Origin of the sequence: Pseudomonas sp. R43(2017), from assembly GCF_002112345.1 — a bacterium.
In the GTDB taxonomy this organism is placed as follows: domain Bacteria; phylum Pseudomonadota; class Gammaproteobacteria; order Pseudomonadales; family Pseudomonadaceae; genus Aquipseudomonas; species Aquipseudomonas kribbensis.
The window spans coordinates 232,312-250,463 of sequence record NZ_NEHJ01000001.1; the positions used below are offsets into that span (position 1 = coordinate 232,312).

Genomic DNA, 18,152 nt, shown 5'->3' on the forward strand with positions numbered 1-18,152 from the left:
CTGAAACCGGTTTCATTTTTGTTCAAAAAAATTTGGGTGGCCCCGTAGGGCCTTATTCCGCCTTACTGCGCGTCGAACCACGCTCGACCAGCACCGGTGCAAAATCCACGTTTCGCGCCGCTTCATCATTCCCACGTAAACGCTTGAGCAAGCATTCAAATGCCTGCGCCCCAATCTCGGCGGTTGGCTGGGCGAGGGCGGTGATCCCGCTGCCTACCAGCGGATACCAATCCAGATCATCCAGCGCGATCAACCCGACATCCTCGAACAACCGGCAGCCAATCTCACGCAACGCCAGGGTGCAGGCCAGTGCCGCCACGCCATTGGCGCAGAACAGGGCCTTCGGGCCGTTTTCAGGTGTGTTCAAAAAGGCTTGAAGATCGTTCGCAAGGCTTGGGCCGGTTTCCAGCACCGCGCCACGCATGTCTTTGCGCTGGCCAATCTGCTGCTGAAAACTGCTGACCCGCTCGATTCGCGAACTGGTGCCGTCATAGGGTTCCGTCACCAGCAGCACATCGCGATAGTCGCGTTGCTGAAGATGTTCCAGCGCCATCTCGATGGCTTGCGGGTTGTTCAACCCGACCATGTCGCTGTCCAGCCCATCGACCTTGCGATCCACCAGCACCAGCGGCATTTCCCGCTTCAGCTCATCCAGTTCATCCCGGTGATGGCCCAGGGTGTTCACGATCAACCCTTCGATGTTGTACGAGCGCAGGAGCGCCAGGTGCTGACGTTCCTGCTCGTCATCGCGGTCGGTGTTGCACACCACCAGGCTGTAGCCGTGGCGCCGGCAAGCGGTTTCCACCCCGTGCATCACGGCAATTGAATAAGGGTTGCGGATGTCGGCCACCAGCATGCCGATCAGGCGCGTGCGGCCGCGCTTCAGGCCTCGGGCCATTTGATTGGGACGGTAGCCCAGTTCGGCAATTGACTGCTCGATGCGCCGGGCAATGGCATCGGAGAGCAGGGCGCGGTCGTCGCCGATGAAGCGCGAGACGCTGGCCTTGGACACGCCCGCGTGTTCGGCGACGTCGAGCATGGTCACGCGGCTGCGCTGGGCGGCGGAGAAGTCGTTCACGGTCTGAAACCTTGTTATTGGATTTGTCAGGTCAGATCGCTGTATCAGGATCTGAAACCGGTTTCAGGAAACACCAGAAGAGAATCGATCGTCAAGTGAATGATCGGGAGAAATTCGTAAGTCGCCGACAAATGGCGTTTCGCAGGGAGCCGCTGACGTCAGCCGAACAACCCGGCGGCGATGTTGATCGAAAACCCGAGGATGGCGGTGTTGAACACAAACCCGATCAACGACTGCGCCAGCACAATCTTGCGTATCTCACGGGTCGCAACGCCCACATCCGCCGTCTGCACCGCCACGCCGATGGTGAACGAGAAGTACAAAAAGTCCCAGTAATTGGGTGTGGTCAGCCCCTCGGCAAATCGCAGCGCCGGCTCCTTGCCGTCCCAGGTATAAAACAGCCGGGCGTAGTGCACGCAGAAGATCACCCCGATCAGCAGCCACGAACCGATAACCGTAAGTGCGGTAAAACCGTAATGCAGGAGCTTGCGGGTGGTTTCCAGGTCCTTGCTGCCAGCCAGCTCGACGGTAATGGTCGCCAGGCTCGCCAGAGCGGCAATGCAGACAACGAACAGCACCAGCCCGGCATTTTCATCCTCGACTTCGGCAATGCGTTTGACGTCCGGCGCTTTGGCGCGGATGGTCAGCCAAAGCATCAGGATCAGGTACGTCCAGACCCCGGCGTTCCAGCCGATGAGGATTTTGCTGATGACAGATTCCGCCGGGGCCAGGAGGCCTGCGGAAAGGCCGAGCAACGCGGCAGCGGAGAGGCGAGGGTGGGTGCGGGCGAGGAAGCGCATGAGAACTCGATGGGCCAGGGTGGTTCAGACACCTTAGCCCAGCGATGGCAGCTGTGACCATAACGCTGGATGTTTGCATATCCCTGTGGGAGCGAGCTTGCTCGCGAATGCGTCTGGTCAGCCAACATCCACTTTGAATGTGTCGACGCTTTCGCGAGCAAGCTCGCTCCCACATTTGGGATCAGTGGGGTTTGGTGAATCGTTGTACGAGCTTGATCACGACAACGAAAAACACCGGCACGAAAATCACCGCCAATGTTGCAGTAATCATCCCGCCAATCACCCCGGTACCAATCGCCTGCTGACTCGCCGAACTCGCGCCCGTGGCAATCGCCAACGGCACCACACCCAGAATGAACGCCAGCGAGGTCATGACAATCGGCCGCAACCGCAGGCGCGCCGCTTGCAGCGTGGCGTCAATCAGATCGTGACCTTCGTCATACAGGCTCTTGGCAAACTCGATGATCAGGATCGCGTTCTTCGCCGATAGGCCGATGATGGTGATCAGGCCAACCTTGAAGAACACATCGTTGGGCATCCCGCGCAAAGTCACCGCCAGCACTGCGCCAAGCACACCGAGCGGCACCACCAGCAGCACGGAAGTCGGAATCGACCAGCTCTCGTACAACGCCGCCAGGCACAGGAACACGATCAGCAACGACAACCCGAGCAGGATCGGCGCCTGACTGCCGGACAAACGTTCCTGCAGCGACAGACCGGTCCATTCCTGACCCATGCCTTTCGGCCCTTGCGCTACCAGCCGTTCGATCTCCGCCATGGCTTCGCCGGTGCTGTGGCCGGGTTTCGGTTCGCCGGAAATCGAGATCGCCGGGTAGCCGTTGTAGCGGGTCAGCTGCGCGGGGCCCTGAGTCCATGTGGCTCGGACAAATGCCGACAGCGGCACCATTTTCCCGGCGTCGTTGCGTACGTGCATTTTCAGCAGGTCATCGACTTGACTGCGACGGTCGCCTTCGGCCTGCACCACCACCCGTTGCATGCGCCCCTGATTGGGGAAGTCGTTGACGTACGAAGAACCGATGGCGGTGGACAGCACGTTGCCGACGTCGGCGAAGGAAATGCCCAGCGCGTTGGCCTGTTTGCGGTCCACCTCCAGCTGCACTTGCGGGGCCTCGGCCAGTGCGCTTTCTCGCACGTTCATCAGGATCGGGCTTTTCTCGGCGGCTTCCAGCAGTTGGGTGCGCGCCTCCATCAGCGCTGCATGGCCGAGGCCGCCGCGATCCTGCAAGCGGAATTCGAAACCGCTGGAAGTACCGAGGCCGTCAACCGGTGGCGGCAATACCGAGAACGCCATCGCATCCTTGATCTCGCTCAGGGCGATGTTGGCGCGATCGGCAATGGAGCTGGCCGAGTCGTCGCTGCCGCGATGCGACCAGTCCTTGAGCGTGGTGAAGGCCAATGCGGCGTTCTGCCCGCTGCCGGAGAAGCTGAAGCCGAGAATTACCACGCTGTCACTGATGCCCGGTTCGCCGCTGTTGTGCGCCTCAAGCTGCTCGGCGACCTGCACGGTACGGTTTTTGGTCGCGCCCGGCGGCAGCTGAATGTCGGTGATGGTGTAACCCTGATCCTCGACCGGCAGGAACGAAGAGGGCAGGCGTGCGAAGCACAGACCCAGACCCACCAGCAGCACAACGTAAATCAGCAGGTAACGCCCAGTGCGTTTCAGCGCGTAGCCCACCCAGCCTTGATAGCGATCGGTCAGTTGCTCGAAGCGGCGGTTGAACCAGCCGAAGAACCCGGTCTTCTCGTGATGCTCGCCCTTGGCGATCGGCTTGAGCAGCGTTGCGCACAGTGCCGGGGTCAAGGTCAGGGCAAGGAACGCCGAGAACAGAATCGAAGTGGCCATCGACAGCGAGAACTGCCGGTAGATGACGCCCACCGAACCCTGCATGAACGCCATCGGAATGAACACCGCCACCAGCACCAGCGTGATGCCGATGATCGCCCCGGTAATCTGCCGCATCGCCTTGCGTGTCGCCTCTTTGGGCGACAGGCCTTCGGTGGCCATGATCCGTTCGACGTTCTCCACCACCACGATGGCGTCGTCCACCAGAATGCCGATGGCCAGCACCATGCCGAACATGGTCAGCACGTTGATCGAGAAGCCCAGCGCGAGCATGGTCGCGAAGGTGCCCATCAGCGCCACCGGCACCACCAGCGTCGGGATCAGTGTGTAGCGGATGTTCTGCAGGAACAGGAACATCACCGCGAACACCAGCAGCATCGCTTCGCCGAGGGTGTAGACCACTTTGGTGATCGAAACCTTCACGAATGGCGAAGTGTCGTAGGGAATCTTGTACTCCACACCGGTCGGGAAGTAACGCGACAGTTCATCCATCTTCGCCCGGATCAGCGTTGCGGTGCTGAGGGCGTTGGCGCCCGGCGACAGTTGCACGCCGACGGCGGTGGAAGGCTTGCCGTTCAGGCGCGTACCGAACTGGTATTCCTGGCTGCCGATCTCGACCCGCGCCACATCCTTGATGCGCACGGTGGAGCCGTCCGGATTGGCCTTAAGCACGATGTCGGCGAACTCTTCCGGCGTCGACAGTTGTCCCTTGACCAGAATCGTCGCGGTGATTTCCTGAGTGCCCGGGTTCGGCAGATCGCCGATGCTTCCCGCCGAGACCTGGGCGTTCTGCGCGACGATGGCGGCGTTGACGTCGGCCGGCGTCAGGTTGAAACCGATCAGCTTCTGCGGGTCGACCCAGATCCGCATCGCCCGCTCGGCGCCATACAACTGGGCCTTGCCGACGCCGTCGATACGCTTGATTTCGTTCATCACGTTGCGCGCCAGGTAGTCGCTGAGCGCTACGTCATCGAGCTTGCCGTCGCTGGAAGTCAGGGTGATCAGCAGCAGGAAACCGGCGGAGACTTTCTCCACCTGCAAACCTTGCTGATTGACCGCTTGCGGCAGGCGCGACTCGACCACTTTCAGGCGGTTTTGCACGTCAACCTGTGCCAGTTCCGGGTTGGTGCCCGGCTGGAACGTCGCCTTGATCGTGGCGCTGCCCAGGCTGCTCTGGGATTCGAAATACAGCAGGTGATCGGCGCCGTTGAGCTCTTCCTCGATCAGGCTGACCACGCTCTCGTCGACGGTCTGCGCCGAGGCGCCCGGGTACACGGCATAGATTTCGATCTGTGGCGGCGCGACGTCGGGGTATTGCGCCACCGGCAATTGCGGGATGGCCAGCGCACCGGCCAACAGGATGAACAACGCGACGACCCAGGCGAACACCGGGCGGTCGATAAAGAACTGCGGCATAGAAGAGCGTCCTGCTTACTGACCAGAGGTCTGGGCAAGTGGAAGAGGGGTGTCGTCGATCTGCACGGTTTCGCCGGGGCGGGCGTGCTGCAGGCCTTCGATGACCACGCGGTCGCCGGCCTTCAGGCCACCGGTGACGATCCAGCGGTCGTTCTGCACCGCGCCCAATTGCACCGGTTGCAGGGCAACGCGCATCTGATCGTCGACGGTCAGTACTTGCGCCACACCGGCGCTGTCGCGTTGCACCGCACGTTGCGGCACGGTCAGGCCATGCTGAATCACGCCTTGTTCCAGACGCACACGAACATAACTGCCGGGCAGCAGATCGAGATCCGGGTTGGGGAATTCGCTGCGCAGAACGATCTGCCCGGTGCCCGGATCGACCGTGATGTCGCTGAACAGCAACTTGCCCGGCAGCGGATAGAGGCTGCCGTCGTCCTGAATCAGCGTGGCCTTGACCTGGTCCTGGCCGACCTGCTGCAACTGGCCGGAGCGGAAAGCGCGGCGCAGTTCATTCAGTTCACGAGTCGACTGGGTGAGGTCGGCGTGGATCGGGTTCAGTTGCTGGATCAGCGCCATGGGCGTGGTTTCGTTCTGGCCGACCAGCGCACCTTCAGTGACCAGAGCACGACCGACACGACCGGAAATCGGCGCAGTGACGGTTGCGTAACCCAGATTCAGTTTCGCCCGTTCTACAGCGGCCTTGTTGGCGGCGACGTCGGCGGCGGTCTGCCGGGCGTTGGCGCGGGCGTTGTCGTAGTCCTGAGCGCTGATGGCTTTATCGTCGATCAACTGGGCATAGCGCTGTTCCTGCAGTTTTGCCTGGAATGCGTTGGCTTCGGCCTTGCGCAGGGCCGCTTCGGCGCTGTCCAGGTCGGCCTTGAACGGCGCCGGGTCAATGCGGAACAGCACGTCGCCCTTTTTCACGTCGCTGCCTTCGCGATAGGTGCGTTGCAGCACCACACCGGCGACCCGGGCGCGGACTTCGGCGATGCGTGGCGCGGCAATGCGTCCGCTCAGTTCGCTGCTGATCGACAGGGGGCGTGCCTCAAGGGTTTCGACCCGCACGGTGGCCGGCGGCGCCTGTTCCTCGGTGCTAGAGGGTTTACCACAGGCACCCAGCGTCAGCGCCAATGCGATCAGGCCGAGCCCGGCCAGCAGATTCTTCGACATGTACAACCCCCAATATTGATCTGCGCATCCTACGGACAGTCGCCGAGGGTAGCGGTGAAGCTTTGTAGGCGCTGTGTGAAATTGTGTAAGGGTTTTGCTCAGGGACGAGTGAGGGCGTATATCCTTTACGCCTTGAATTATTTCGTGACTGTTAAGCCGCTTTCGCGAGCAAGCTCGCTCCCACAGGTTTTGTGAACGACACAAATTCAATGTGGGAGCGAGCTTGCTCGCGAAGAGGTCCTGACAAACACCACTGCAATATCTGGATCATCAATGCCCAACATCCTCCTGGTCGAAGACGACACCGCCCTCGCCGAACTGATCTCCAGCTATCTCGAGCGCAACGGCTATTCCGTCAGCGTGATCGGCCGGGGCGACCATGTGCGAGAACGGGCGCGGCTCAATCCGCCGGACCTGGTGATTCTCGACCTGATGCTGCCGGGCCTCGACGGTTTGCAGGTCTGTCGATTGCTGCGGGCCGACTCGGCAACGCTGCCGATCCTGATGCTCACCGCCCGCGATGACAGCCATGATCAGGTGCTGGGCCTGGAAATGGGCGCCGACGATTACGTCACCAAACCCTGCGAGCCACGGGTCCTGCTGGCGCGGGTGCGCACATTGTTGCGTCGTAGCAGCCTCGGCGAGCCGATGACCGCCAACGACCGCATCCTGATGGGCAATCTGTGCATTGATTTGTCCGAACGCACCGTGACCTGGCGCGAGCAACCGGTGGAGCTGTCCAGCGGCGAGTACAACCTGTTGGTGGTACTGGCCCGTCACGCCGGTGAAGTGCTGAGTCGCGACCAGATCCTGCAACGCCTGCGCGGCATAGAGTTCAACGGCACGGACCGCTCGGTGGACGTGGCGATTTCCAAATTGCGGCGCAAGTTCGACGACCACGCGGGCGAAGCGCGCAAGATCAAGACCGTGTGGGGCAAGGGTTATCTGTTCAGCCGTTCCGAGTGGGAATGCTGAGTCGATGTTCAGAATCCTGTTTCGCCTTTATCTGGTGACGATCGTTTCCTACAGCGCGGCAATCTATCTGGTGCCGGATCTGGTGGTGATGGCGTTCAGGGATCGCTTCGTGACTTACAACCTCGACTATTCCCGGGGCCTGCAATCGCTGATCACCAAGCAGTTTCGCGCGGTGCCGCAGGATCAGTGGCCGGCGGTTGCCGCGTCGATGGACAAGGATTTCCAGCCGCTGCACATCGTCCTCGCCCGCATCGATAACGCTGACTTCACCCCGATCGAACAAGAGCGCCTGCGTCGCGGCGAAAACGTGGTGCGCATCGGTGACTGGGGCTGGCGGACGCTGGCGGTGACGCCACTGAACGACCAGGTGGCCGTGCAGATGGTGGTGCCGCCGGACCCGATGGACGTGAACCTGTTGTACTGGAGCATCAACGTTCTGATCGGTGCGAGTTTGCTGGCGTGCCTGCTGCTCTGGCTGCGGCCGCACTGGCGTGATCTTGAACGCCTGAAGGGCACTGCCGAGCGCTTCGGTAAAGGCCATTTGAGTGAGCGTACGCAAATTGGCTCGAGTTCGAACATTGGCAGTCTGGCCAATGTGTTCGACACCATGGCCGGCGACATTGAAAACCTGCTCAATCAGCAGCGTGATCTGCTCAACGCGGTGTCTCACGAACTGCGCACGCCACTGACCCGACTGGACTTCGGCCTGGCGCTGGCGCTGTCCGATGATTTGCCGCAAACCAGTCGTGAACGCCTGCAAGGACTGGTGGCGCACATTCGCGAACTGGATGAGCTGGTGCTGGAGTTGTTGTCCTACAGCCGCCTGCAAAATCCGGCGCGCTTGCCGGAGCAGGTCGAAGTGTCGCTGGACGAGTTCATCGACAGCATTCTGGGTAGCGTTGACGAAGAGCTGGAGTCCCCGGAAATCGTCATCGATGTGCTGCTGCACAATCAGCTGGAGCGCTTTTCCCTAGATCCACGCCTGACGGCTCGCGCGATTCAGAACCTGCTGCGTAACGCCATGCGTTACTGCGAAAAGCGCATTCAGATCGGTGTCCAGGTGTGTCCGAAGGGCTGTGAAATTTGGGTGGATGATGACGGGATCGGCATTCCGGAGGATGAGCGGGAGCGGATTTTCGAGCCGTTCTATCGACTGGATCGCAGCCGTGACCGGGCCACTGGCGGGTTTGGTCTGGGCCTGGCCATCAGCCGTCGGGCGCTGGAAGCGCAGGGCGGGACGTTGACGGTGGAAAGTTCGCCGTTGGGTGGGGCGCGGTTCAGGCTTTGGTTGCCGACCCCGGCGTGAAGCTGCTCGTTCCCCCGAACGTCGCGGGAACGAGCATCAGTCAGAGCAGTTCAGTGGATTGAATCAGCCCGACTCCGGCCACTTGCATCCGCTCGATCGCCGATGCCAGCGAGCCGTTCATGTCGATCGCCCGGCACGCATCCAGCACCACAAACGTATTGAACCCCGCCGCCCGTGCATCCAGCGCGGAGAACATCACGCAGAAATCCAGCGCCAGGCCGACCATGTACACCGTGTCGATGCCGCGTTCCTTCAAATAACCGGTCAGCCCGGTGGTGGTCGTCCGGTCCGCTTCAAGAAACGCCGAATAGCTGTCGATGTCCGGGTTGCAGCCCTTGCGGATGATCAATTGAGCGTGGGGCAGGTCGAGTCCCGAGTGAAACTCGGCGCCGCGTGAGCCCTGAATGCAGTGATCCGGCCAGAGCGTCTGTTCGCCGTACGGCAGTTGAATCACCTCGTAAGGCTGGCGGCCGGGATGGCTGGAGGCAAACGAAGCGTGGCCCGCCGGATGCCAGTCCTGGGCAATGACCACTTGCTTAAAGTGTTCGGCGAGTCGGTTGATCAGCGGGACGATCAGGTCGCCCTCGGGCACGGCCAGTTGGCCGCCGGGAATGAAATCGTTCTGTACGTCGATGACCAGCAGGGCTGTGCGTGGCGAAATCGGCATAAATCCATCCTTCTTGGAAAATCACCCGAGCAGCATAGTGACAAAGTTATTTAAACGTTCAGCCGGGTCTTAAACATTTTCGCCATCTCTTCCAGCTCGGCGGCCGGATTATGGCCGATCAACATCCAGGCATGCTCGCGTTCGGTCCAGTACACCACGTTCATCCCGTGCCGGCGTTCATGGGCCAGCGGCTGGCTGCCGCTGTTGGAGCGGGTAACGCACAGTGCCAGCGGGCCGTGGGCGGCGTCGAGCCAGGTCATCTGTGCAATCGGCACGCCGTCGTATTCAAGTAGCTGCGCACGTTTGAACTGCGCGCCGGGCAGTTTCAGTTTCGCCGGCGACAGGCTCAGGCCCAGCCGCGCGTCGACCGTGCGCAATTGCGCCAGTTGCGAGGCTTCGTCAGTGGTCAGATGTTCAAGGGTTTGCGGGACGTACAGCGCCATGTAATCGCCCACCAGCTCGCGCCAGCCATGCGATTGCTGCGCTTGCCAGCCGAGGAACAAGCGATCCGCCGCGACACCCGCGAGCACCATGCCCGCTGCCGCCGCGCCGATGAACCAGCGCCGGCTGAATCCGGGCCGTTGCGGGGAGGGCGCGGCATCCAGTCGGGCTTGCAGGCGATCGAGCGGTGCCTGTCGGGCCAGCTCATCGTAGGCGTCGCGATAGGGCAGATTGCTGCGGCTCAGCCACTGCACACGAAGATTGAGCAGCGGATCGTCGGCGATGAGGCTGTCGAGCTGGCTGCGTTGTTCGCGGTCCAATTCATCGTCCAGATACGCCACCAGTTGCTCGTCGGAAGGCGTACTCATTGCCGGTCTCCTGCGGGGGTATTCGGTACCGCATGCAGCGGTGGGTATTCGGCCAGTTTCAGGCGGGCGGTGGCCAGACGACTCATGACCGTGCCGATCGGCACTTGCAGGATCTCGGCGACTTCGCGATAGGACAGTCCTTCGACATAAGCCAGGTACACCGTTTCGCGCTGGGTCTCCGGCAGCGCATCGACGCGGCGGATCACCTGCGCCGCCATGACGTGGGTCTGCGCGGCGTATTCGCCGTCGAAGGTGAGCTGGCTGTCGGCGTCCACCATGCCCTGGCCCTGACGCACCCGGCGGGCGCGCACCTCATTGAGCCAGATCGAATGCAGGATGCTCAGCAACCAGCGGTCCATGCGCGTGCCAGCCACGTACTGGCCCGAACGTTCAAGCGCCCGTACGCAGGTGGCTTGCACCAGATCCTCGGCCACGTGCCGGTTGCGCGACAGCAGCAAACCGTAGCGCCACAAGCGCGCCAGGTGTTGTCCGAGTTCGGCTCTGAAGGCCTGATCGCTGAAAATGTTCGCCTCCGCGTGTCGTGTCAGGTTTTCGATGAATCGTTGATGGCTTCGGCCAGGTCCCGGTATTCCTCGCAGGTCGTGCCGCAAATCTTCTGGATATGCTGCAACTGTTCCTGCGCCAGATCGACGCGACCCTTGATGACATAAGCCTCGCCCAGGTATTCGCGGACTTGCGCGTACTGCGGATCAAGTTTCACCGATTGCAGGTAATAACCGATGCCTTCGTCGGTGCGCCCCAGCTTGCGCGTGGCGTAACCGCGATAGTTGAGGGCCTTGGCGGTGTTCGGCTGTTTCAGGGTGTCGAGCAAGGCCAGGGCTTCTTCATAGCGACCGTCCTTCGCAAGACGATAGGCGTAGTCGGTGCGGTCGGCGTCCGGTACCAGGCTGCTGGTCTGCGTCACGCATTTCTGCGTTTTGCTGTCGTACACTTGGCCTTTCGGGCAGTTGGGTTTCTGCACCGGCTCGTCTTCATCACCGTGGGCCAGGGCCAAAGTGCTGGACAACATTGCGGCCATCAGCAACGGGGCGGCGAACATAACGGAACGGATAGTCATGGGCAAGGCTCCATAGTGGGTCTGTTTCACGTTGAACACCGCAAGGTGAAGTTTTATTCATTGCTTTGTCAGGTGCCATTCAAGGAAAGCGCAAAGTCGCGGGCTATGCTCGTGTCGTCTGTCGTCAATCCGCCGTTCTACCCCGGGAGTTGCGCCATGAAAGATCAGGTTCACCACTCCGCTGCCGCCGGTTACAAGACCGCAGCGGAAACCTACGTCAAAGGCCGGCCGGACTATCCGCCGGCGGTCACCGACTGGCTGACGACAACCCTGGACCTGGATGGCCACAAGACGGTTATCGACCTCGGCGCCGGCACCGGCAAGTTCACCGGGCGATTGGTGGCGACCGGTGCCCAGGTGATTGCCGTGGAGCCGGTGGCGCAGATGCTGGCAAAACTGTCTGCCAACTGGCCCGACGTGTTGGCCGTGAGCGCCATGGCGACCGATTTGCCATTGCCTGATGAGTCGGTGGACGCGGTGGTCTGCGCCCAGGCCTTTCACTGGTTCGCCAGCACCGAAGCGCTGGACGAAATCGCCCGGGTGCTCAAGCCTGGCGGCAAGCTCGGGCTGATCTGGAATCTGCGCGATACCCGGGTCGGCTGGGTGCCCAAGCTCGATGCCATCGTCAACGCCCGCGAAGGCGACACGCCGCGTTACTACACCGGCGCCTGGCGCAAGGTGTTCCCGCATCCGGCGTTCGGGCCGTTGCAGGCCGAGCATTTTCATCATGGTCATACCGGCTCGCCGGAGGATGTGATTTTCAACCGGGTGCGCTCCACCAGTTTCATCGCGGCGCTGCCGGATGCAGAGCGTGCCCGGATCGATGAACAGCTGCGGGCGTTGATCGCATCCGATCCCGAACTGCGGGGCAGGGATGTGATGACCGTGCCCTACGAGACTGCTGCGTTCGTGGCGGTGAAGGGCGAATAGAGTCCTGCATTTGGCCGAACCGCCGTTCTGAGGCCTTGATATAGTTCAGGCCTCATTTTCAGACCGGTAAAGGATTTCTGTCATGACTCAATACACCGCCTTCAGCGTCGAACTGGCCGACAACATCGCCCATGTGCAGATCAACCGTCCGGAAAAGATCAACTCGATGAACGCCGCGTTCTGGAGCGAAATCGTCGAGGTGTTCCAGTGGATCGACGACACCGACGAAGTGCGGGTGGTGGTGCTCAGTGGTGCCGGCAAACACTTTTCCTCGGGCATCGACCTGATGATGCTGGCCGGCGTGGCGAATGAACTGGGCAAGGACGTCGGCCGTAATGCGCGCCTGCTGCGCAAGAAAATCCTGACTCTGCAAGCCTCGTTCAATGCCGTCGACAATTGCCGCAAGCCGGTGCTCGCCGCGATCCAGGGTTATTGCCTGGGCGGTGCCATCGACCTGATCGCGGCCTGCGACATGCGCTACGCCGCCGAAGACGCGCAATTCTCGATTAAAGAAATCGATATCGGCATGGCGGCTGACGTTGGCACTTTGCAACGGTTGCCACGGATCATCGGTGACGGCATGCTGCGTGAGCTGGCTTACACCGGTCGTACCTTTGGTGCCGAGGAGGCCCGCAGCATCGGGTTGGTCAATCGCGTCTACAGCGACAAGGACAGCCTGATCGAAGGCGTGATGGACATTGCCCGGGACATCGCCGGCAAGTCACCGATCGCGGTCACCGGCACCAAGGAAATGATCAGCTACATGCGCGACCACCGGATCGACGATGGTCTGGAGTACGTTGCCACCTGGAACGCCGCCATGTTGCAATCCACCGACTTGCGCGTGGCCATGGCCGCCCATATGAGCAAACAGAAACCCGAATTTCTGGATTGAGAAACCATGACACCTCGCTGGACCACCGCAGTACTGGACACCGATCAACCCGGCGGCTGGGCCGTCGCGCGCAGCCCCGAGGGCTTTCTGTTCGATGACAATGGCGCGCTGTTCCCCCGGGAATGGCTCAAGCGCCAGGACTTGTCGATCCTCGCCGAGCATGGCATCGGCCATCTCGATGGCGAGCCGGTCTACCTGCTGGAACTGCGCAGTACCAGCGAGGTGCCGGGTTGCAACTGGAAAGGCCTGCGGGCGTTCATGCTCGATGGCGATCACACGATCTACAAAGTGCTGGGTTACGCGGCGCAGATCGGGACGTGGGCCCGTGAACACCGGTTCTGCGGCAACTGCGGTCAGCCCATGACCCAAGTGCCACGGGAGCGGGCGATGTATTGCCAGCCGTGCGACCTGCGCAGTTATCCGCGCATTTCACCGAGCATGATCGTGCTGGTGACCCGGGGCGATGAAGTGCTGCTGGCGCGCTCACCGCGTTTCGTCACCGGGGTCTACAGCACGCTGGCCGGGTTTGCCGAGCCTGGGGAGTCGGCCGAGGATTGCCTGATTCGCGAAGTGCGCGAGGAAGTGCAGATCGAAGTGAAGAACATCCAGTACATGGGCAGCCAGTGCTGGCCGTTCCCGCATTCGATGATGCTCGGCTTCCATGCCGAATACGCCGGCGGCGAGATTGTCTGTCAGGAAGACGAGATCGAAGACGCCCAGTGGTTCAACGTGCACGATCTGCCGCCGTTGCCGGCGTCCAAATCGATTGCCCGTTACCTGATCGACGTCTACGTGGCGCGGCGCTTAGGCCACGCTGAACCAGTGTTGCCAGGCTAGACGCACGGTCAACCCCAGCACTACGGTGATGAACACCGGACGAATGAACTTGGCGCCACCGCTGATCGCGGTGCGCGCCCCGAAGAACGCGCCGACCATCACCGACAGGCCCATGCTCAGGCCGATGATCCAGTCCACCTGCCCGGAAAACACGAACACCGACAGCGCCGCAATGTTGCTGACGAAGTTCATGCTGCGCGCCACGCCGCTGGCCTTGACCAGATCGATCGGGTAGAGCAGCAGGCTGCTGACGGTCCAGAACGCGCCAGTGCCCGGGCCGGCCACGCCGTCGTAGAAGCCGAGGCTGAAGCCCTGGGTCGATTGCCACTTCTTCTTGATCGGTGCGTCGCTGTCCAACGGTGCTTTCGGCGTGCCGCCAAACAACAGGTACAGGCCACAGGCGAAGACGATCACCGGCAGCATCTTGTTCAGCCATTCGGCGGGCAGATAGTGGGCGACGATGGCGCCGGTCAACGCGCCGACCAGCGTGCCGATGATCGCGTGCATCCACTGCCGTGGGTGAAACAGCTTGCGCCGGTAGAAGGTGAAACTGGCGGTGGCCGAGCCGAAGGTCGAACTCAATTTGTTGGTGCCCAGCACCAGATGCGGCGGCAGACCGGCGGTGAGCAGCGCAGGTGTAGTCAACAGACCGCCACCGCCGGCGATGGCGTCGATGAATCCGGCAATGAAAGCGACAAGGGCCAGAACGGCCAGGGTAGTGAGGTCAACGCTGAGTTCGAAAGGCATGGAATCGGCTAATTTCGGCAGGGCAGGAACGGGCGGTCATCATAGCCTTAACACCCGTTCATCGCGACTGGGATACTCATCGATCCAATAATGCCTGAATGTCAGTGGCTACATAGTCGAGAACCAGACATTGTCGATGAAATACGGCCCTTTGTTTCCAAAGGGATCGTTGGGAATGGCGAAGTGAACACTTAACCACTCGTAACCAGGCTGGATAGTGCCTTTGAGCGTCAGCGTTCTTGTTTGCGAATCGACATAGCGCACTTCGGGCCATACTTCAAGTTCACCAGTGTTGCGATTGGTCGCCCAAAGGGTGTAGTAGATGTGCGCGTGAAACAAAGGGTTGGAGGTTTTGTCGAGGATTGGAGGGTGAATTCGTCGCTCCTTGGTGTCTTGCAATGGGGCGGCATTGGGAGCCTGGATCTGGAAACTGAAAGCGAACTCTCCCGGATGAATTTGAAAGGTCTCGGTTGCCAGACTCTGACCCTGGTTTCTACCACCGACCAAGCGTGCGGCATAGTTACCGTTGTGGAGTTCGACGGATATAGATGTGTCGTAACCTTGTGGAATCCATTTGCTGAAATCACCGGTACTGAAATCACCATTTGGAACCATGTTTTTCTGGGTCATATCAGTCGCTCACTGTCATGGGTAGAAGAGAGGTCGTTAATTCGGCCAAATCTGGCTGCATGGCAATGATTTGATAGATCCTCGGTGGACGCTACTGTCATTACTGACAGTCCATTAGTACCTTTTGCGATAAAAGCGACTGACTTCTGTTTCTGAGGAAAAGCATCAAGTGGAAGCATCCGTGCTTCCACCGGAAGTAGCGAGGTCCGCAGTTACAGACCCAGCTCGGACAACCCCGGATGATCATCCGGGCGCCGGCCCAGCGGCCAGTGGAACTTGCGTTCGCTTTCCTTGATCGGCATGTCGTTGATGCACGCGTAACGCTGGAACATCAGCCCGTGCTCGTCGAACTCCCAGTTCTCGTTGCCGTAGGAACGGAACCAGTTGCCCGAGTCGTCGTGCCATTCGTAGGCGTAGCGCACGGCGATGCGGGTATCGGAGTAGGCCCAGAGTTCCTTGATCAGGCGGTAATCCAGTTCCTTGGCCCATTTGCGGGTCAGGAAGGCCTTGGCTTCTTCGCGGTTGTTGGCGAATTCGGCGCGGTTGCGCCATTTGGTGTCCAGGGTGTAGGCCAGCGACACCCGCTGCGGGTCGCGGGAGTTCCAGCCATCCTCGGCCAGACGAACTTTTTCAATGGCCGATTCACGGTTGAAGGGTGGCAATGGCGGACGCACTTCGGCTGCAGTAGACATGTTTGTCTCCCGATCAAATTAACGATTTAACAACTTGTCGCTTATTGAGGCTTTACAGGTCCAATAACTTTCGCGCCATGCATTGCGCATTATCGGCGGCACTGTGATCACCCATCACAAGCGCTACGGTAATGGCGCCGTCAATCAGGATCAGTAACTGTCTGGCCAGCAGTTGCGGGTCCTCGGCACCATGTTCGGTACACAGCTCGCACACGTAGTCGAGCAGCTTCTGTTTGTGGTCTTTGGCGACCTGGCGCACCGGATCCTGCGGATCGCCGGTCTCGCCACTGGTATTGATGAAGGCGCAGCCCCGGAAGCCTTCCGAGGCGAACCAGCCCTTGAGCACGGTAAACAGGTTGAGCAGGCGGTCGGCCGGGGTTTCGGCCTGATCGACGGCGCTTCTGTACCAGTGCATCCAGCGTACGTCGCGGCGTTGCAGGGCGGCGACGGTCAGCTCCTCCTTGTTGGCGAAGTAGCGGTAGATACTCTTTCTGGAGACACCGGCGGTTTTCACCAGAAGATCCATACCGGTGGCTGCGATGCCACTTTTGTAGATCAACTTTTCGGTGACATCCAGAATGATGTCGCGGGTCGTGTCGTTGCTGGTGATTTCGTTCATGTGGCGAACAGTAGAACGATCGTTCTCCTTGGTCAAGCGCTGATTTTGAAATGGCTTTCGCGAGCAGGCTCGCTCCCACATTGGAAATGTGATTCACGTGGGGATCAGGCTGCTGGCGATGAAGTTATTACAGACACTCACAAGACCCGAAGGAGTTGATGGTGTAAGCTCTCGGGTTCTTCGGATTCGACCCATTGCGAGCCCTATGCCGTTGCTTTTCAAACGCTCTCTGCTGCCCAAGTTGCGCAGCTTTCCGCTGACCGCCGAGGCCGTGACCATTCTGTCCGGCGCCGCCGAGTTCCGTCGTTGCCTGCTGGAGAAAATCGCCCAGGCGACCCAGCGCATTTACCTCGTCGCGCTCTATCTGCAGAACGACGAAGCCGGTCAGGAAATCCTCGATGCCTTGCATGCCGCCAAGCTCAAGCGCCCGGAGCTTGAGATCGTTGTGGTCGTCGACTGGCTGCGCGCCCAGCGCGGCTTGATCGGTGCCGGCAAGCAGCCGGGCAATGCTGCCTGGTATCAGGAGATGACCCGTACCCACCAGAGCGTGGTGCCGGTCTACGGCGTGCCGGTGCAGACCCGCGAGCTGTTCGGTGTGCTGCACCTGAAGGGCTTCGTGATCGACGATTGCGTGGTCTACAGCGGCGCCAGCCTGAACAACGTCTATCTGCACAAGTTCGACAAGTATCGCTTCGACCGTTATCACGTGCTGCAGAGCCGTGAGCTGGCGGATTCGATGCACCACCTGGTCAAGCACGGCTTGATCGAATCGAAAGCGGTGCATCGCCTCGACCTGCCGCACCTGCCGACCACCCGCAGCCTGCGCAATGACATCGGCGATCTGCGCAGCCGTCTCAAATATGCGGCGTATGACACCAGTGCCGGCAGCACGGCACATACCGGCCTGTCAGTCAGCCCGTTGCTCGGCGTGGGCAAGAACAACCCGCTGAACCGGGTGATTCTGGAGCTGATCGCCAGCGCCCAGAAGCAACTGACCATCTGCACGCCGTACTTCAACCTGCCGCTGGGGGTGATCCGCGAGATCAACCGGGCGCTGGCCCGTGGCGTGAAGATCGACATCGTGGTCGGTGACAAGACGGCCAACGACTTCTACATTCCGCCGACCGAGCCGTTCAAGGTGATCGCCGCGCTGCCGTACCTCTACGAGATCAGCCTGCGCCGTTTCGCCAAGCGGCATCAGCGCAACATCGACAGTGGCCAGTTGAACCTGCATCTGTGGCGTGAGGGCGACAACAGCTATCACCTCAAGGGCATGTGGATCGACCAGCGCTATACGCTGCTGACCGGCAACAACCTCAACCCGCGGGCGTTCCGTCTCGATCTGGAAAACGCGCTGCTGATTGACGACCCGAAAGGCGAGTGGCTGGAGCCGCGTCGTCTTGAGCTGGAAAACATCTTCGAACACACCACGCGGATCGAACGTTTCCAGGATCTGGAAGCCTTGCCGGATTACCCGGCGGGGGTGGCCAAGTTCCTCAAGCGCGTGAGTCGGGTGCGGGTCGAGCGCTTGCTGTACCGGATTCTGTAGCGCACAGAATTTTCACCGTCGCTAAAAATGCCTTCGCGAGCAAGCCCGCTCCCACATTAGGTCTTTATTGAACACAAAATTGTGCTC

18 protein-coding genes are annotated in these 18,152 nt (G+C 60.7%); 6 read left to right on the forward strand and 12 right to left on the reverse strand.

Translation table 11 applies throughout. From position 1 onward, the window contains the following. Nucleotides 1–52 precede the first annotated feature (52 nt). The 4 genes from CAG02_RS00985 to CAG02_RS01000 form a co-directional block, all read right to left on the reverse strand. Complete coding sequence (locus CAG02_RS00985) at nucleotides 53–1,078, reverse strand: LacI family DNA-binding transcriptional regulator (RefSeq protein ID WP_085710004.1); 1,026 nt, start codon at nucleotides 1,076–1,078, stop codon at nucleotides 53–55. 158 nt (nucleotides 1,079–1,236) lie between these two features. Beyond that, nucleotides 1,237–1,878, reverse strand: coding sequence for a DUF1345 domain-containing protein (locus CAG02_RS00990; protein ID WP_085710003.1), 642 nt, complete (start codon nucleotides 1,876–1,878; stop codon nucleotides 1,237–1,239). A gap of 181 nt (nucleotides 1,879–2,059) precedes the next feature. Continuing rightward, nucleotides 2,060–5,158, reverse strand: coding sequence for an efflux RND transporter permease subunit (locus CAG02_RS00995; RefSeq protein WP_085710002.1), 3,099 nt, complete (start codon nucleotides 5,156–5,158; stop codon nucleotides 2,060–2,062). 15 nt (nucleotides 5,159–5,173) lie between these two features. Continuing rightward, entirely contained in the window at nucleotides 5,174–6,331 is a 1,158-nt protein-coding gene (locus tag CAG02_RS01000) for an efflux RND transporter periplasmic adaptor subunit (RefSeq protein WP_085710001.1), read from the reverse strand. 273 nt (nucleotides 6,332–6,604) lie between these two features. Here CAG02_RS01000 and CAG02_RS01005 point away from each other — a divergent pair, with 273 nt between their 5' ends. After that, nucleotides 6,605–7,306, forward strand: a complete 702-nt coding sequence (locus CAG02_RS01005) for a response regulator transcription factor (protein ID WP_007960391.1) — start codon at nucleotides 6,605–6,607, stop codon at nucleotides 7,304–7,306. A 4-nt stretch (nucleotides 7,307–7,310) separates the two neighbouring features. Further along, on the forward strand, nucleotides 7,311–8,612 hold the full coding sequence (locus CAG02_RS01010; RefSeq protein ID WP_085710000.1) for an ATP-binding protein: 1,302 nt from the start codon (nucleotides 7,311–7,313) through the stop codon (nucleotides 8,610–8,612). A 40-nt stretch (nucleotides 8,613–8,652) separates the two neighbouring features. Here CAG02_RS01010 and pncA read toward each other — a convergent pair whose 3' ends face one another. The 4 genes from pncA to CAG02_RS01030 all read right to left on the reverse strand — a co-directional run bounded on the left by pncA (nucleotide 8,653) and on the right by CAG02_RS01030 (nucleotide 11,166). Then, complete coding sequence (gene pncA, locus CAG02_RS01015; RefSeq protein ID WP_085709999.1) at nucleotides 8,653–9,279, reverse strand: bifunctional nicotinamidase/pyrazinamidase; 627 nt, start codon at nucleotides 9,277–9,279, stop codon at nucleotides 8,653–8,655. A 50-nt stretch (nucleotides 9,280–9,329) separates the two neighbouring features. Continuing rightward, nucleotides 9,330–10,088 (reverse strand): anti-sigma factor, encoded by a 759-nt coding sequence (locus CAG02_RS01020; protein ID WP_085709998.1) that lies wholly within the window; start codon nucleotides 10,086–10,088, stop codon nucleotides 9,330–9,332. Beyond that, the gene (locus tag CAG02_RS01025; protein WP_139831857.1) at nucleotides 10,085–10,570 is read right to left on the reverse strand and encodes a sigma-70 family RNA polymerase sigma factor; all 486 of its coding nucleotides are present in this window, start codon (nucleotides 10,568–10,570) and stop codon (nucleotides 10,085–10,087) included. Before CAG02_RS01025 ends, CAG02_RS01020 begins: the two co-directional genes overlap by 4 nt. 62 nt (nucleotides 10,571–10,632) lie before the next feature. Then, a complete protein-coding gene (locus tag CAG02_RS01030) occupies nucleotides 10,633–11,166 on the reverse strand; it encodes a tetratricopeptide repeat protein (protein WP_085709997.1) in 534 nt (177 codons plus the stop codon). 156 nt (nucleotides 11,167–11,322) lie between these two features. Here CAG02_RS01030 and CAG02_RS01035 point away from each other — a divergent pair, with 156 nt between their 5' ends. The 3 genes from CAG02_RS01035 to nudC all read left to right on the forward strand — a co-directional run bounded on the left by CAG02_RS01035 (nucleotide 11,323) and on the right by nudC (nucleotide 13,828). Then, on the forward strand, nucleotides 11,323–12,096 hold the full coding sequence (locus CAG02_RS01035; RefSeq protein ID WP_085709996.1) for a class I SAM-dependent methyltransferase: 774 nt from the start codon (nucleotides 11,323–11,325) through the stop codon (nucleotides 12,094–12,096). A gap of 82 nt (nucleotides 12,097–12,178) precedes the next feature. Beyond that, nucleotides 12,179–12,991 carry a crotonase/enoyl-CoA hydratase family protein gene (locus CAG02_RS01040; RefSeq protein WP_085709995.1) on the forward strand — a complete coding sequence of 271 codons (813 nt, stop codon included), beginning with the start codon at nucleotides 12,179–12,181 and terminating at the stop codon, nucleotides 12,989–12,991. Nucleotides 12,992–12,997: 6 nt separating this feature from the next. Beyond that, complete coding sequence (nudC, locus tag CAG02_RS01045; RefSeq protein WP_085709994.1) at nucleotides 12,998–13,828, forward strand: NAD(+) diphosphatase; 831 nt, start codon at nucleotides 12,998–13,000, stop codon at nucleotides 13,826–13,828. Here nudC and CAG02_RS01050 read toward each other — a convergent pair. From CAG02_RS01050 to CAG02_RS01065, 4 genes are all read right to left on the reverse strand, one after another. Beyond that, on the reverse strand, nucleotides 13,796–14,575 hold the full coding sequence (locus CAG02_RS01050; protein ID WP_085709993.1) for a TSUP family transporter: 780 nt from the start codon (nucleotides 14,573–14,575) through the stop codon (nucleotides 13,796–13,798). The two genes, nudC and CAG02_RS01050, sit on opposite strands and share 33 nt — an antisense overlap. A gap of 108 nt (nucleotides 14,576–14,683) precedes the next feature. After that, nucleotides 14,684–15,205 (reverse strand): hypothetical protein, encoded by a 522-nt coding sequence (locus CAG02_RS01055; RefSeq protein ID WP_085709992.1) that lies wholly within the window; start codon nucleotides 15,203–15,205, stop codon nucleotides 14,684–14,686. Between the two features lie 212 nt (nucleotides 15,206–15,417). After that, complete coding sequence (locus tag CAG02_RS01060) at nucleotides 15,418–15,897, reverse strand: nuclear transport factor 2 family protein (RefSeq protein WP_085709991.1); 480 nt, start codon at nucleotides 15,895–15,897, stop codon at nucleotides 15,418–15,420. A gap of 52 nt (nucleotides 15,898–15,949) precedes the next feature. Continuing rightward, entirely contained in the window at nucleotides 15,950–16,516 is a 567-nt protein-coding gene (locus CAG02_RS01065) for a TetR/AcrR family transcriptional regulator (RefSeq protein ID WP_085709990.1), read from the reverse strand. A 205-nt stretch (nucleotides 16,517–16,721) separates the two neighbouring features. Between CAG02_RS01065 and pssA the strand changes: the two genes are divergently transcribed. Further along, nucleotides 16,722–18,065 carry a CDP-diacylglycerol--serine O-phosphatidyltransferase gene (pssA, locus tag CAG02_RS01070; RefSeq protein ID WP_085709989.1) on the forward strand — a complete coding sequence of 448 codons (1,344 nt, stop codon included), beginning with the start codon at nucleotides 16,722–16,724 and terminating at the stop codon, nucleotides 18,063–18,065. Nucleotides 18,066–18,152: the final 87 nt, after the last annotated feature.

Coding starts and splice junctions, on each gene's coding strand:
- CAG02_RS00990 (WP_085710003.1), bottom strand. CDS start 1,878: ATGCGCTTCCTCGCCCGCACCCACCCTCGCCTCTCCGCTGCCGCGTTG.
- CAG02_RS00995 (WP_085710002.1), bottom strand. CDS start 5,158: ATGCCGCAGTTCTTTATCGACCGCCCGGTGTTCGCCTGGGTCGTCGCG.
- CAG02_RS01000 (WP_085710001.1), bottom strand. CDS start 6,331: ATGTCGAAGAATCTGCTGGCCGGGCTCGGCCTGATCGCATTGGCGCTG.
- CAG02_RS01005 (WP_007960391.1), top strand. CDS start 6,605: ATGCCCAACATCCTCCTGGTCGAAGACGACACCGCCCTCGCCGAACTG.
- CAG02_RS01010 (WP_085710000.1), top strand. CDS start 7,311: ATGTTCAGAATCCTGTTTCGCCTTTATCTGGTGACGATCGTTTCCTAC.
- pncA (WP_085709999.1), bottom strand. CDS start 9,279: ATGCCGATTTCGCCACGCACAGCCCTGCTGGTCATCGACGTACAGAAC.
- CAG02_RS01020 (WP_085709998.1), bottom strand. CDS start 10,088: ATGAGTACGCCTTCCGACGAGCAACTGGTGGCGTATCTGGACGATGAA.
- CAG02_RS01030 (WP_085709997.1), bottom strand. CDS start 11,166: ATGACTATCCGTTCCGTTATGTTCGCCGCCCCGTTGCTGATGGCCGCA.
- CAG02_RS01035 (WP_085709996.1), top strand. CDS start 11,323: ATGAAAGATCAGGTTCACCACTCCGCTGCCGCCGGTTACAAGACCGCA.
- CAG02_RS01040 (WP_085709995.1), top strand. CDS start 12,179: ATGACTCAATACACCGCCTTCAGCGTCGAACTGGCCGACAACATCGCC.
- nudC (WP_085709994.1), top strand. CDS start 12,998: ATGACACCTCGCTGGACCACCGCAGTACTGGACACCGATCAACCCGGC.
- CAG02_RS01050 (WP_085709993.1), bottom strand. CDS start 14,575: ATGCCTTTCGAACTCAGCGTTGACCTCACTACCCTGGCCGTTCTGGCC.
- CAG02_RS01055 (WP_085709992.1), bottom strand. CDS start 15,205: ATGACCCAGAAAAACATGGTTCCAAATGGTGATTTCAGTACCGGTGAT.
- CAG02_RS01060 (WP_085709991.1), bottom strand. CDS start 15,897: ATGTCTACTGCAGCCGAAGTGCGTCCGCCATTGCCACCCTTCAACCGT.
- CAG02_RS01065 (WP_085709990.1), bottom strand. CDS start 16,516: ATGAACGAAATCACCAGCAACGACACGACCCGCGACATCATTCTGGAT.
- pssA (WP_085709989.1), top strand. CDS start 16,722: ATGCCGTTGCTTTTCAAACGCTCTCTGCTGCCCAAGTTGCGCAGCTTT.